Source organism: Rhodococcus sp. SORGH_AS_0301 (assembly GCF_030818285.1).
In the GTDB taxonomy this organism is placed as follows: domain Bacteria; phylum Actinomycetota; class Actinomycetes; order Mycobacteriales; family Mycobacteriaceae; genus Rhodococcoides.
In genome coordinates, this window is sequence record NZ_JAUTAC010000002.1 from 2,136,193 (window position 1) to 2,150,556 (window position 14,364).

Here is a 14,364-nt window from a genome sequence, read left to right on the forward strand (position 1 = left end):
ACGCTCCGGCACTGCACGGGGAGCACACACCCCCTCCGCGCACCGCACACCCCCAGCAGCCGACTGGAAAGGGTGCGCGGCGACCACAACAGGGTGCGCGCGCAGCCAAGCCGCCACACAGCGACGCCCCGCCCTCGTGAATCGAGGGCGGGGCGTCGCGTGGTGCAGAGCCGACTAACCGCCGGTGCTGTTGTACTGGTCGATCGCGCGCTGCAGGTTGTCGAACGCGGTACCGAGCTGGGCGAAGTCACCCGACTGCTGCGCGGTCCGCACTGCTGCCAGCGCACTGTTGAGGTTGTTCACCGCCGCCGTCCGGTCGACGGGCGCAGCGGGTGCGGCCGACGTGGACGGAGGCGTGGTGGCAGACCCCTCGGTGGGTGCCGGGGTGGTGCCGGTCGACGAGCCGTTGTCCGGCTGGGGCTCTGTCGCCTCACCGCCCGGCGCGGTCGCCACGCTGCCCGTACCGGAGCCGAACACCTGGTCCAGTGCCTCGGCCAGCGTCGCCGCGTACCCGACGCGGACACCGCCGCCCGCACCCGGCTCGCGATAGCTCACGAGTACGCGGGACAACTGCGGGAACGTGGAGGTGTTCGTCGTGTTGCGCTCGGTGTACAGCGGCTCGACGTACAGGATTCCGCCGTTGGCGATGGGCAGTGTCAGCAGGTTGCCGTATTGGATCCTGTTGGACTGCTGCAGCAGCGTTCGGTCCGACGCCACACGGGTGTCCGACGTCATCGAGTTCTGCGCCTGCTGCGGACCCTGAGTCTGCGTGTCGGTGGGCAACTGCAGCACCGTGAACTCGCCGTAACCCTCCGGATCGGAGCGCACGGAGATGTACGCGGACAACAGCTCTCGGTTGAAGCCCACCATCGCACTGGTCAACCTGAACGACGGCTGGCCCGTGTCCGGATCACCGATCAGGACGTAGTACGGCGGCTGGTTGAGGTTGGTGCCACCCTCGACGGTCGGGTCGCTGGGGACCGACCAGAACGCGTTGTTGGTGAAGAACTCGCCGGGATCGTTGACGTGGTACTTGGCGAGCATCTCGCGCTGGACCTTGAACAGGTCCTCGGGGTAGCGGAAGTGCTGACGCAGTTCGTCGGAGATCGCCGACTCGGGCTGGACCGCACCCGGGAACGCGCCCATCCACGCGGCGAGGACGGGATCGTTGTCGTCCACCTGGTACAGGTTCACCGACCCGTCGTAGGCGTCGACGGTGGCCTTGACCGAGTTGCGGATGTAGGACACCTCGTCACGCGGAAGCAGTCGACCGGTGTTGGCGTCGATGCTGTCCTGCACCAGTCCCTCGAGCGAACTGCGCTGCGCGTAGGGGTACTGGTCCAGCGTGGTGTACGCGTCGACGATCCAGACGATCTTTCCACCGACCACGGCCGGGTAGGAGTTGCCGTCCGCGGTCAGCCACGGTGCGACCTTCTGCACGCGCTCACGAGGATCGCGGTTGAAGATGATCTTCGAGTCGTCGCCGATGGCGCCCGAGAAGAGGATGTTGCGTTCGGTGTACTTCGCCGCGAACGCCAACCGGTTGAACCAGTTGCCGATGCTGACGCCACCCGAACCGGTGTAGGTGTAGCGCGAGGTGTCGGTGTCGTACTCGCGGCCGTCCGAGCCTTCGCTGCCACCGACGATGGCGTAGTCGGGGTTGGACGACGCGATGACCTCGCCGTAGTAGATGCGGGGCTGCTCCACCGGGATGACCTGGTCGTCCGCGGCCTGCGACGCGAGGTCGCTGACGGTGTAGATCGGGTACCCGGAGTTGCTGTTGGACTCGGTGCTCGTCGCGTCCTGCACGGCGGCGTTCACACGGTTGGCCGGGGCCGCCACGAAACCGTTGCCGTGCGTGTACACCGTGTGGCGGTTGATCCAGTCGGTCTGGTTGCCGGTGAGGCTGTTGGGAGACAGCTCACGCGCCGCGACGATGTAGTCCTGGAGCTGCCCGTCGATCTCGTAGCGGTCGACGTCCAACGTGGACGGGAACCCGTAGAAGTTCTTGAGCTGCTGCTGCTGGGTGAAGGTGCGCGAGAGCACGTTCGGATCGAGCAGACGGGTGTTGGCGATGGTGGTCTGGTCCGCGGGGACGTCCCGCGGCGACGCGGAACCGACGCCCGTGTAGTCCTCGTAGGTCACGGTGTCGTCCGTGATGCCGTAGGCGGCTCGGGTGGCCTCGATGTTCCGTTCGATGTACGCCCGCTCCTTGTCGGCAGCGTTGGGGCGCACCGAGAACTGCTCGACGACCAACGGCCAGACGGCGCCGACGAGAATCGACGACAGGACGAGAAGCGCGGTGGCGAGTGCCGGGATCCGCAGATCGCGCAGGAAGATCGCCGCGAAGAAGGCACCCGCACAGATGACAGCGATGGCCAGCAGGATGAGCTTCGCGGGCAGGACGGCGTTGATGTCGGTGAAGCCGGGGCCCGTGAACGTGGGCTCCTTACGGCTGCTCGACAAGAGTGCGTAACGATCGAACCAGTACGCCACCGCCTTGAGGACGACGAAGGTGCCGGCGAGCACGGCCAACTGGATGCGCGCCGACTTGGTCAGCGCACCCTCGCGGCCGCTGAGGCGCAGGCCGCCGAAGATGTAGTGCGTGACCAGTGCCGCGAAGAAGGCGATGACGACGGCGACGAAGAGCCAGTTGAGGATCGACCGGTAGAACGGCAGATCGAAGGCGTAGAAGCCGACGTCCAGGTTGAACTGCGGATCCTGCACGCCGAAGGATCCACCGTGCAGGAACATCTGCACCGTGACCCAGTTGCCCTGTGCGACAAGGCCGGAGAGCAGGCCGATGACGACCGGGATGCCGATACCGAACACGCGCAGACGCGACATGACGGTGGTGCGGTAGCGAGCGATGGGATCGTTCGGTCCGGCCGTGGGCACGAAGACCGGACGCGACCGGTAGGCGACGGTGAGAGCACCGAACACCGTGCCGCCCACCAGCAGAGCGACGACGAGGAACGTGATCACGCGAGTGAGGAGCACCGTCGTGAAGACGTTGCGGAAGCCGACCTCCCCGAACCACAACCAGTCCGTGTACGTGTCCACCAACCGGGGACCGATGAGCAACAGCGCGGCCAGAACCAACGCCAGGACCAGTAACGTACGGCTCCGTCTCGACAACGACGGTAAACCGGTTGGGGGCCTCATGCCCACGTGCCACACTCCAAGATCTCGCGCGCCGTCGCCTCGTGACACCACCGTGACGACACCACATGTCCGTTTTCGACCACTGTACGGACACCCTCGAACGCGAAGTGTCCCGCCGTGGCGACGTCCACGACTCTAGCCCTCGATGCGAGGATGGAGCGGTGAGTGACAACGAGGATGCATCGTGACCGGGAGCGAGTGGTTCGATCCCGAATCCGGGGACGCCCGCGCCGAACGCGCCCTCGCCCGCTGTGTGCGCGAGGTCGTCGACTACGTGGACGCCGGCGGGTGGGACCAGGGGCCTCAGTTGTTCGCGTTGGTCCCGACCGAGGATCTGGCGGCCGCGGAGCCCAGCCTGCTCGACCAGCTCGAGGACGGCGCCGACCTGACCCCTGTCGCCCAGGAGCGGCTGCCCGCCGACGTCGCGGGCGGATCGCACGCGCTCGACGAGTTCCTCGGCACGACCACCTGGCCGGCCTCGGTCGCCGGGTGCGCACTGGTCGAGGAGATCGTCGTTCTGCCGCCCGAGGCCGAATCGGATCTCGACAGCGCCCTCGCTCCGCTCCTGGCGGATCGCGACGCGGCGGACCAGGCCGCGCGCCTCACGGCCGAGGAGCACCCCGACCGGCGCGACGGGCGGCTCATCGTCGCCGTACTTCGGGACGGTCCGTCCATCGCCCTGCTGCAGCTGCGTCCCGAGAACGAGGACGACAGCAGTTTCGACGAGGCGCCGGAGCTACTGACCTACGAGAACCTGGCGCCGAACGTCGTCGCGGCGCTGCACGCCACGCTCGACGCGGATCCCGAGGACGAGGACTACTGACGTTCGCACCCGGATCGTCACGAGCAGGACGGGGCGTCTCCCCCACCGGCCAGAGCGTCGAGCGACCCGATCGCATCGTCCAGGCTCGTGACCTTCACCAGGCGTAGCCCCTCCGGCGTCCGCGGCGCCGCCTCGGCGCAGTTGTCCGCGGGAACGAGGAAGATCGTCGCGCCGGCCTCGCGTGCGGCGACCAACTTGTACGGGATCCCGCCGATGGGACCCACCACGCCGTCGGCGTCGATCGTTCCCGTGCCGGCGACGAAGGCACCGCCGCTGAGGTCGCCGGGACTGAGCTTGTCCACCACCGCCAGCGAGAACATCAGTCCGGCGGACGGGCCGCCGACGTCGGCGAGATTGAACTCCACGGTGAACGGCACGTCCGGTGTCTCCTCCGGGGTGATGCCGAGATAGCCGCGCTCGGCGTCGTCCGGACGGGCGGCGACGGTGACGTTCTCCGTCGTCGTCGCGCCGTCCCGCGTGACGTCCACCGAGATGGTCGTGCCGGGATTCACGGCACCGACAGCTTTCTGGACGTCGGCCACAGTGGACACGGGCGCGCCGTCGATCGCGGTCACCCGGTCACCCTCCTCGAGGACGCCCGCCGCGGGGCTGTCGTCGCCGATCTGCGCGACCGTGAGCACCGTGGGCAGTCCGAGGTGATCCAGGGCTGCGAGTTCCGCACTGTCCTCGGATTCCGCGAAGTCGGCCTGGTTGGCGTTCTCGACCTCTTCTCGGCTGCGATCGGGCGGGTAGATCTCGTCGCGCGGGACCAACCCCTGCCTGCCGCTGAGCCAGAGGCCGAGAGCGTCGAACACCGTCAACTCGTCCCGAACCGCCACGGTCGTCATGTTCAGGTGGCCGGACGGCCGATCGACGTCGGTGCCCTGGACGTCCACGACGGGCTTGCCGTCCACCTCACCGAGTGTGTCGAACGTCGGTCCGGGCCCGAGGGCCGCGAACGGAACGGTGACCGCAGATCCCAGAACTCCGAGGACGACCACCGGCAACAGAGCGACCAGGAGCGTCGCGATCCTTCGATTCACGTCACCACAGTAGAGAACGACACCGTCAGCGCTGTCGGGGAGACGCGTCGACGTCGCCCGTGGCGTCGCTGTGTTCGCGCTCGGCGCACTCGGCATCGCCGCCGAACCCGTGTTCGGCTTGTACCGTTGAACCATGACCAACACGCCTTTCGGATTCTCCAATTCCGACGACGACCCGGACAAGAACGAGGGGTCGAGCGGCGGCTCCGGCACGCCCGGAGGTGGTGCCGGCGGATTCGGTTTCGGCGCCGAGGGTTTCGATCCGGCGGCGCTCGGCCAGATGTTCACGCAGATGGGTCAGATGTTCAGCGGGATGGGATCCGGTGCCACGTCCGGACCGGTGAACTACGACCTGGCGAAGAAGCTGGCCCTCCAGCAGATCGGGTCGACCACCCCCGTGCGGGAGGGATCGAAGTCCGCCGTCGTCGACGCGGCGCACCTGGCGGAGCAGTGGCTGAACGAGGCCACCATCCTCCCGGCCGGCGCGGTGCGCACCGAGGCGTGGACTCCGCAGGAATGGTTGGACAACACGCTCGACACGTGGAAGCGGTTGTGCGATCCCGTCGCCGAGCAGATCTCCGGCATGTGGACCTCCGCGTTGCCGCCGGAGGCGCAACAGATGGTCGGTCCGATGATCGGCATGCTCGGTCAGATGGGCGGCATGGCGTTCGGCTCACAGCTGGGCCAGGCATTGGGCCAGCTGGCCAAGGAGGTCCTCACCTCGACCGACATCGGCCTGCCGCTCGGCCCGTCGGACACTGCGGCGCTGCTTCCCGACGCCGTCGCGGTGTTCAGCGAGGGCACCGAGCTGCCCGAGCGCGAGGTGCTGGTGTTCCTGGCCGCGCGCGAGGTCGCCCACCATCGTCTCTACTCGCACGTGCCGTGGCTGCGTCAGCGCGTTCTGGCCACCGTCGAGGAGTACGCGCGCGGCATTCGGATGGACTTCGGTGCCATCGAGGAGGCGGCCCGCGGTATCGATCCGTCCGCGCTCACCGACCCGAGCCAGCTGGAGAAGATCCTGCAGCAGGGTGCGTTCGAGCCGCAGACGACCCCGGAGCAGAAGGCGGCCCTGGAGCGCCTCGAGACACTGCTGGCCCTCGTCGAGGGGTGGGTGGACACGGTGGTGACCACCGCTCTGGGCGAGCGGCTGCCGGGAGCGTCCGCGCTGTCGGAGACGATGCGGCGCCGTCGCGCGTCCGGCGGCCCGGCCGAGCAGACCTTCGCGACGCTCATCGGCCTCGAATTGCGGCCGCGCAAGGTGCGTGAAGCATCCGATCTGTGGCGTCGACTGACCGACGCTGCGGGTATCGACGGCCGCGACGGTGTGTGGGCCCACCCCGATCTGCTGCCCGACACCGCGGACCTCGACGACTCGTCGTCCTTCATCGATCGCATCGTGGGCGGGGACACCGGGTCCTTCGACGACCCCATCGCTCAGCTCGAGGAGTTCGAGCGCAAGCGCGCGGCCGAGAAGAAGGCCGAGGGAGACGACGAGGGCCCCGCCCCCGTCTGATTCCGTCGACCTGGGACTTCCCGACGTCCGCGTGACTGGATCGCAGGTCGGAGCGCCGCACACCTGTGGACAAGCGGCGCGAGACACCCCCGTCCGCAGTGTGGGGCGTGCCATCGTCTGCGCATGACGGAGACACGCCACGCGAGCTCGCCCGAGATCGCCCGCACGCGCGCCGACCGGGACGGCCTCCCGCACCTGGCCGAATCGGTCACGCTCCTCGTGCGCCGAGACGGTCGGCTGCAGGTCGGCTGGCATCCTGAGCGCCGGGTGGTCCTCACCCCGCCGGACGGCGTGACACCGGCCGTCATGGCCTCGGTGCTACGTCTCCTGGACGGACGGCGGTCGATACCCGACGTGTACTGGCGTGCAGCCGAACTCGGCGTGGACGCGGCAGTGCTCACCGCGGTGCAGGCCGAACTCGAACGACTGGGCGTGCTCGGACGTCGTCGTCCGCGGTCGTCCGCCGTCCGCACGGTCCTCGTTCTGGGACGCGGTCCCCTGTCGGATGCGGTGTCCATCGGGTTGTCCCCGACGGGCCGCGTCCAGCGCCGGCACGTGTCGCTCCCCCACAGACACGCGGACGTCGACTGCGTGGTCGTGGCGGACACCGTGCTCTGTGCCCCCGAGGTCTCCCGGGTGCTCATGGACGACGGCATCCCGCACCTTCCCGTGCGGCTGCGCGACGGCGTCGGCGTGGTGGGACCGCTAGTCCTTCCCGGACACACGCCCTGCCTCGAGTGCGTCGAGCTGACGCGGTGCGACTACGACCGGGAGTGGCCGCACCTCGCCGCGCAGCTCCTCGGCACCGTCGGGTCCGCGAGCGGCGCCACCATCGCCGCCACCGCGGCGTTCGCGGTCGCGCAGGTCACCGAGTTCCTCGACGCACACGCGGACTCGCCCGCACCGATGACCGTCGGGCACAGCCTGGAGGTGGACCTCGTCGCCGCGGCCACCCGCCGTCGACGATGGCCGCGTCACCTGTTGTGCACCTGCGCTCGTCGGTGACGGACGGTGTGACGTGTCACGGATGCGCGGCCGGGTCTCGACCGGTCGCGGCGCGTCGGCCGATCGTCAGACATGATGGAGTCATGCCCGACATCCCCCGCAGCAGTTCCGCCCGGACAGCCAAGCTGGCCAGCATCCCCCTCGGGATGGCAGGCCGCGCAGCGATGGGCTTCGGACGCAAACTCGCGGGCGGAAATCGTGCGGAGATCGACGCCGAACTCAGCGCCAAGGCCGCCCAGCAGATGTTCGCCGTTCTCGGCGAACTCAAGGGCGGAGCGATGAAGTTGGGTCAGGCTCTCAGCGTCATGGAGGCGGCCGTACCCGAGGAGATGGCAGAGCCCTACCGCGAGGCGCTGACCAAGCTGCAGGCCGAGGCGCCCCCGATGCCGATCGCGACGGTCCATCGGGTGATGGATCAACAGCTCGGCACCGGGTGGCGCTCGCGCATCTCCGACTTCGACGACACGGCCACCGCGTCGGCCTCCATCGGGCAGGTGCACAGAGCGACTTGGTCCGACGGTCGCGACGTGGCGGTCAAGATCCAGTACCCGGGTGCGGACGAGGCGCTGAAGGCCGACCTCAAGACGCTGTCGCGTTTCGTCGGCATCCTCGGCACCATCGTGCCGGGAACCGACGTGAAGGCCGTCCTCGACGAGATGTCGGCGCGCACGGAGGAGGAACTCGACTACCGGATCGAAGGCGAGAACCAGCGTGCGTTCGCCGCGGTCTACGACGGGGACGAAAGATTCGCCGTGCCTCGTGTCGTGGCGAGTGCTCCCAAGGTGGTCATCACGGAGTGGATGGAAGGAACGTCCCTCTCCTCCGTCATCGCCACCGGAACCGCGGAGCAGCGCAACACCGCCGGCGAGAACCTGGCCCGCTTCCACTTCGAATCGGCGGAGCGCGTCCGCCGCATCCACGGCGATCCGCACCCCGGCAACTTCAAGTTGCTCGCCGACGGCAGGCTCGGCGTCATCGACTTCGGTGCGTGCCTCACTCTCCCCGACGGTCTGCCCCCGGAACTCGGTCGGATGGTGCGACTCTCGCGCGACGAGGAGTTCGACGAGCTGACGGAACTGCTGCGCGAGACGGGATTCGTGATTCCCGGCCGCGAGGTCACCGAGCAGGAGATCGCCGACTATCTCCGCCCCTTCACCGATCCGATCAAGACCGAGTCGTTCCACTTCACTCGAAAGTGGCTGCAGGGCACGGCAGGCAAGGCCGCGGACTTCAACGGTCCGCAGTTCCGTACGGCCCGGTCCCTCAATCTGCCGCCGCGGTACGCGGTGATCTTCCGCGTTCTCCTGGGATCGGTGGGCATCTGCGCCCAGCTCGACGCGAATGCTCCGTACATGGCGATTCTCACCGAGTGGATGCCCGGGTTCGCCGAGTAGCCGGGCGACACCCGCACCGACCGTCAAGCACAGACGACGGACGGTGCGGGTGTGACCGGGTTCTTGCGGGGACGGCCGCGAGACCGCTTGCGCGCGATGACGACTCCCTGATCGAAGATCTCGCCGCCCCACACTCCCCACGGCTCGGCACGGTCGAGCGCCGCGTCGAGGCACCCCGACCTGATGGGGCAATGTGCGCACAGCTGCTTGGCGCGTTCGAGACGGTCGGGCGACTCGGCGAACCAGAGATCCGGATCGGCTCGGCGGCACGGCAACTGATCTGCGACGAAGTCGTCGATGGCGGCCACGGACCGGTCGGTCGTGGTGTCGTCGGTGCGGCATGTCGTCCGGGTGGTGGCGGGTGACACGTCGTTCTCCTCTTCTGCTGCGATTCACGGTGGTGTCGAACTCGACAGATCTGGCGAGATCCGTGAACGGCGTCGAGGGGTGTCCCACGACGAAGGCCACGGTTCGCAGGTGCGAATCCGTGGCCTTCGACGAAGGAATGCTGTGCGGTGCCTATCGAGTGATGTCCCGATCGACTCCGGTGCCCACGGATGCGCGATGCGCCCAGCGCTCGCGGTGACGGCGCGGCAAGGGTGCCACTCCGAAACCGTTCGTGCTCAGTGCGAGTGCTTCGGCGACTGCGCCTGCGCCGGCTTTGTTCATGCCGGTGCTGCAGACGGCAGACTTCTGCTGCAGAAGCGCTGCGGTGGTGTAGATCTCCACGGGTGACACCTCCTTCGGCGGCGAGTCGGAATCGAGCAGGTCACGCACCGGAAACCCTCACGGGGCGCGCGGTACGAAATACACAGTAAACGGCTGCCTCAGACCGCACAACCCTTTTTCGACCTGCGGAGATGCGCTCACTCGGTGGCGGAGAGACGGGCGTCGACGAGCGCCAAGACGTCGGCTCCGAACCGCTCGAGCTTCTTCGCCCCGATACCCGGGATCGCGACGAGCCCGCGATCGTCGCGTGGCCGTTGCTCCGCGATGGCGGTCAGCGTGTTGTCGCTGAAGACCACGTAGGCAGGAACCTTGAGCGCCTTCGACGTCTCCGACCGCCAGGTCCGCAGGGATTCGAGCAGAGCGATGTCGACGTCGGACGGGCAGTTCTCACACCGGCCGAGCATGGTGGCCACCGTGCCGATGACGGGCTTGCCGCACACACGGCAGACCGGCCGCTTCTTGTGGACGGTGGGTGCGGCGATGCGCGATGCGGGCGACGACTCGGGAACCAGGTCGACCAGGAACCGCGAACGCCGACGCGACTTGCGACCGCCCTCGTTACGGGCCAGCGCCCAGGACAGTTCGAGGTGCTCCCTGGCGCGCGTCACACCCACGTACAACAGGCGACGCTCCTCCTCCACCGCGGCCTCGTCGGGCGACGAGTTGTTGTCTCCCAGAGCGTGACTGATGGGCAGCGTGCCGTCGGTGAGACCGACGAGGAAGACCGCGTCCCATTCGAGTCCCTTGGCGGCGTGCAGTGACGCCAGCGTCACCCCCTCCACCACCGGAGGGTGCCGAGCCTCCGCGCGCATCGCGAACTCACGCACCAGTCCCTCGAGATCGAGATCGGGTACCTGGACGACGAGATCCTCGGTCAGCGCGACGAGAGCCCGCAACGCAGCCCACTTCTCCCGCGCCTGAGCACCGTTCGGTTCCGTCGCCGACAGTCCCAGGGGAGCCAGCACCGCTTCCACGAGGCGCGGCAGCCCGGCCCCGCTGCGTGCGTCGGACGGCAGGTCGTCCCGGGCGGCGCTCGACCGAACGGCGGCGACGGCCGACCGGACGTCCTGCCGCTGGAAGAAGCTCTCGCCGCCGCGGATCTGATACGGAATTGCCAGATCCGTCAGCGCCTTCTCGTGCGCCTCGGAATGAGCGTTGATGCGATAGAGCACAGCGATCTCGGACGGCGCCGTGCCGGTACGGATCAACCGTTGAACGGTGCGCGCGACTCCCGCTGCCTCGGACGCCTCGTCGTCGTACTCCACGAAGGTGGGGTCCGGTCCCGCCGCGCGCTGTCCGATGAGCTGGAGCCGTGTCCCCGCGATGCGCCCCTTCGCCGCGCCGATGACCTTGTTGGCGAGCCCGACGACCTCCGGCGTGGACCGGTAGTCGCGCTCCAGGCGCACCACCGTCGCCTCCGGGAACCGCCGCGAGAAGTCGAGCAGGAACCGCGGTGTGGCCCCGGTGAAGGAGTAGATGGTCTGGTTGGCGTCGCCGACCACCGTCAGGTCGTCCCGATCGCCCAGCCAGGCGTCCAACACACGCTGCTGCAGTGGAGTGACGTCCTGGTACTCGTCCACGACGAAGCACCGGTACCGCTCGCGGAACTCCTGTGCGACGGACGGGCTGTTCTCGAGCGCCGCCGCCGTGTGCAGCAGCAGATCGTCGAAGTCGAGGAGCACAGCATCGGGATCGCGGTTCTTGAGTTCCTCGTAACCCTCGTAGACCGCGGCGACACGATCCGCGTCGGTCGGCGTGTCGCGGTGCAGCCGTGCGGCGGCGGCCGGATAGTCCTCGGGCGCGATCAGCGAGGCCTTGGCCCACTCGATCTCACCCGCCAGGTCGCGGACACTGTCGGTGGACGTCGAGACGCCGGCAGCGGAGGCGGCCTGCCCGACGACGCCGAACTTGCGATCCAGCAGACGCCAGTCCGTGTTTCCCACGACCTGCGGCCAGAAGTACTTGAGCTGCCGCATCGCGGCGGCATGGAACGTGCGCGCCTGCACCTGCCCGTCGGACGACTGCCCCCGGATACCGAGGACGCGGAGCCGTTCGCGCATCTCCCCCGCAGCCCGCGCGGTGAACGTGACGGCGAGGACCTGACTCGGCTTGACGTGCCCGTCCGCGACGAGGTGGGCGATGCGACGGGTGATCGTCCTGGTCTTGCCGGTTCCTGCACCCGCGAGCACACACACGGGGCCTCGCGGAGCGAGCACGGCGGCCGACTGTTCGGGGTCGAGACCCTCCACCGCATCCCTGTCGTTCACGTGGCCATCATGTCAGCCCGCACCGACACCGCCGGCGCGCCCACCGCCCGATCGGAACAACCGTCGATGACTCCGCGTTGAGAGTTGCGTGACCACAGCACAGCAGAAAGACACAGCCCACGTGCCCGCAGTGACGATGTACTCGACGACCTGGTGCGGCTACTGCCGACGTCTCAAGACGCAGCTCGACGAGAACGGCATCGCCTACACGGAGATCGACATCGAGAAGGATCCCGCGTCCGCCGAGTTCGTCGGGAGCGTCAACAACGGAAACCACGTCGTGCCGACTCTGAAGTACGCCGACGGTTCCACTGCGACCAACCCCAGCCTCGCGCAGGTCAAGAAGGCCATCGGCCTGAACTGAGGCGTGGGCGCTCGCGTTCGTCAGGACTCGAGCGCCGCCCACGACTCCACCATCGCGCGGGCGATGGAGATGCTTCCCGGAAGCAGGAGCGGAGCGTCCTCCGAGGCGCTCCAGTCCCCGGCGGCGAGGGCGGTGCGTACCTCGTCACGGGTGAACCATCGCGCCTCCGCGATCTCACCGTCGTTGAACGACAGCGGTTGTGAGGCGTTCGCGCGCGCCGCGAACCCGATCATCACCGAGCGCGGGAACGGCCAGGGTTGACTGCCGAGATAGGTGATGTCGGACACGTCGAGACCGACCTCCTCGCCCACCTCGCGGCTCACGCACGTCTCGAGCGACTCCCCCGCCTCCACGAAACCGGCGAGCACCGACATCCGACGCTCCGGCCACATCGGCTGGCGTGCGAGGAGGACGCGGTCCGCCCCGTCGTGCACGAGGACGATGATCGCCGGGTCGGACCGAGGCCACTCCTCGTGGCCCGTGAGGGTGCTGGTGCGGGACCACCCCGCCGACGAGAGCACGGTCGGTGATCCGTCGCGCGCACTGAACGCCGCTGACCGGTGCCAGTTCAACAATGCCACCGCCGTCACGACCAGCCCTGCCGACGACTCCGTGAGGACGTCGCCGAACGACCGCAGATCCGTCACCTCGCCGGCGAGTGCGGAGACGGAGACCGCCCAGACGTGGTGGTCGTCGACGACTCCCAGGAACACCGCGTCCTCCGGCGGCGAGTCCGCCGTGTCGACGGCCGGTACGAGCGCCACTCGACCGTCCTCGACCGGCACGCGACCCTGACTGTCCACGCGCAACAGCCGTGCGGTGGGCCACCCTGCGGCGAGTGCCGCGTCGTCGCGACGCAATTCCTCGGCGCGGTCGATCGGGGAACGCGAGAGCATGGGCTCGGACAGAAGTCGGAAGGACACGTCACGACCCTACTGACCGGGTCCGACGGCGGCAGATCCGGTGCACCGCAGTGCGGCTGGTCAGTTGGAGACGCGTCGGATGTAGAGCAGTCTGTCGTCCGCCTCGATCGCATCGACCTCGGGCGAACCGACCCGCACCAGGCGACCGTCACGGACCACACCGAGCACGATGTCCGACAGGTGGCGGGGCGATCCGCCGACCTCGTCGCGTTCGACCTCGCGCTCGGCGATCGCGAAGCCCGCCTCGGGGGTCAGCAGGTCCTCCATCATCTCCACGACGCTCGGCGTGGTCGTCGCGATGCCCAGCAGTCGCCCGGCGGTCTCCGAGGAGACCACCACGGAATCGGCGCCCGACTGGCGCAGGAGATGCACGTTCTCCGCCTCGCGCACCGCGGCCACGATCTTCGCCTTGGGCGCGATCTCCCGCGCCGTGAGCGTCACCAGCACGGCGGTGTCGTCCCGGTTGGTCGCGACGATGATCGACGCGGCGTACTGAGCACCGGTCAGGCGCAGGACATCCGACCGGGTGGCCGAGCCCTGCACGGTCACCAGGCCCAGGTTGCTCGCCGCGTCCAGGGACGACTGATCGGTGTCGACGACCACGATGTCCGAGGCCGACACCCCGTCTCCGAGCATCGCGGCGATCGCGGTGCGACCCTTCGTGCCGTACCCGACGACCACGGTGTGATTGCGCACGTTGCGCCTCCATCGCTGAATCTTGAACGCCTGGCGCGAACGTTCGGTGAGCACTGACAGGGTGGTGCCGACGAGCAGGATCAGGAAGAAGACGCGCAGCGGCGTGATGACCAGGATGTTCACCAGGCGCGCGGACGGGGTGATGGGCGCGATGTCGCCGTAGCCGGTGGTCGACAGCGACACGGTCGTGTAATAGAAAGCGTCGAGGAAGGACAGCTGATTGTCTTGGTTGTCGGCGTACCCGTCCCGGTCCACGTAGACGACCATGGCGGCCACGAAGAGCGTGGCGAGCGCGATGATGATGCGCTGGTAGATCGCCCGCCAGGGGCTCTGCTCGAACTCCGGGATCCGCAGGACACCCACCAGTGCGAAGTCGGGGCGATCCGTGAGTCCGGTGTCGGTGTTCAGCAGCCGATTCCGCAACCGTCCTGCCATGAATGTG

Annotated in this window: 12 protein-coding genes; 5 read left to right on the forward strand and 7 right to left on the reverse strand. The window is 68.4% G+C overall.

All coding sequences use genetic code 11. The features are described from left to right. Window positions 1–174: 174 nt before the first annotated feature. Complete coding sequence (locus QE397_RS10645) at window positions 175–3,171, reverse strand: UPF0182 family protein (RefSeq protein ID WP_222638652.1); 2,997 nt, start codon at window positions 3,169–3,171, stop codon at window positions 175–177. Between the two features lie 178 nt (window positions 3,172–3,349). Here QE397_RS10645 and QE397_RS10650 point away from each other — a divergent pair, with 178 nt between their 5' ends. Further along, entirely contained in the window at window positions 3,350–3,988 is a 639-nt protein-coding gene (locus tag QE397_RS10650; RefSeq protein WP_231476446.1) for a PPA1309 family protein, read from the forward strand. 17 nt (window positions 3,989–4,005) lie between these two features. Here QE397_RS10650 and QE397_RS10655 read toward each other — a convergent pair whose 3' ends face one another. Continuing rightward, window positions 4,006–5,031 carry a PDZ domain-containing protein gene (locus tag QE397_RS10655; RefSeq protein ID WP_056448064.1) on the reverse strand — a complete coding sequence of 342 codons (1,026 nt, stop codon included), beginning with the start codon at window positions 5,029–5,031 and terminating at the stop codon, window positions 4,006–4,008. A gap of 133 nt (window positions 5,032–5,164) precedes the next feature. On the opposite strand from QE397_RS10655, the gene QE397_RS10660 reads away from it, so the two are divergent. The 3 genes from QE397_RS10660 (at window position 5,165) to QE397_RS10670 (ending at window position 8,943) form a co-directional block, all read left to right on the forward strand. Further along, complete coding sequence (locus tag QE397_RS10660; RefSeq protein WP_307093254.1) at window positions 5,165–6,544, forward strand: zinc-dependent metalloprotease; 1,380 nt, start codon at window positions 5,165–5,167, stop codon at window positions 6,542–6,544. Between the two features lie 123 nt (window positions 6,545–6,667). After that, entirely contained in the window at window positions 6,668–7,549 is an 882-nt protein-coding gene (locus tag QE397_RS10665; RefSeq protein WP_222627077.1) for a hypothetical protein, read from the forward strand. Window positions 7,550–7,632: 83 nt separating this feature from the next. Further along, window positions 7,633–8,943: an AarF/ABC1/UbiB kinase family protein gene (locus QE397_RS10670; protein ID WP_027506825.1), complete on the forward strand. Its 1,311-nt coding sequence runs from the start codon at window positions 7,633–7,635 to the stop codon at window positions 8,941–8,943. Between the two features lie 23 nt (window positions 8,944–8,966). Here QE397_RS10670 and QE397_RS10675 read toward each other — a convergent pair whose 3' ends face one another. The 3 genes from QE397_RS10675 to QE397_RS10685 form a co-directional block, all read right to left on the reverse strand. Next, entirely contained in the window at window positions 8,967–9,311 is a 345-nt protein-coding gene (locus QE397_RS10675) for a WhiB family transcriptional regulator (protein WP_156380535.1), read from the reverse strand. 151 nt (window positions 9,312–9,462) lie between these two features. Then, window positions 9,463–9,720 (reverse strand): hypothetical protein, encoded by a 258-nt coding sequence (locus tag QE397_RS10680; RefSeq protein ID WP_307093256.1) that lies wholly within the window; start codon window positions 9,718–9,720, stop codon window positions 9,463–9,465. Between the two features lie 89 nt (window positions 9,721–9,809). Next, a complete protein-coding gene (locus tag QE397_RS10685) occupies window positions 9,810–11,939 on the reverse strand; it encodes an ATP-dependent DNA helicase UvrD2 (protein ID WP_307093257.1) in 2,130 nt (709 codons plus the stop codon). A gap of 136 nt (window positions 11,940–12,075) precedes the next feature. On the opposite strand from QE397_RS10685, the gene QE397_RS10690 reads away from it, so the two are divergent. Then, a complete protein-coding gene (locus QE397_RS10690; RefSeq protein ID WP_037186837.1) occupies window positions 12,076–12,303 on the forward strand; it encodes a mycoredoxin in 228 nt (75 codons plus the stop codon). A 20-nt stretch (window positions 12,304–12,323) separates the two neighbouring features. On the opposite strand, the gene nudC is transcribed toward QE397_RS10690, so the two are convergent. Both nudC and QE397_RS10700 read right to left on the reverse strand, forming a co-directional pair. Next, a complete protein-coding gene (gene nudC / locus QE397_RS10695) occupies window positions 12,324–13,199 on the reverse strand; it encodes an NAD(+) diphosphatase (protein ID WP_056448061.1) in 876 nt (291 codons plus the stop codon). A gap of 87 nt (window positions 13,200–13,286) precedes the next feature. Then, window positions 13,287–14,357, reverse strand: coding sequence for a TrkA family potassium uptake protein (locus QE397_RS10700; RefSeq protein WP_027506830.1), 1,071 nt, complete (start codon window positions 14,355–14,357; stop codon window positions 13,287–13,289). Window positions 14,358–14,364 lie beyond the last annotated feature (7 nt).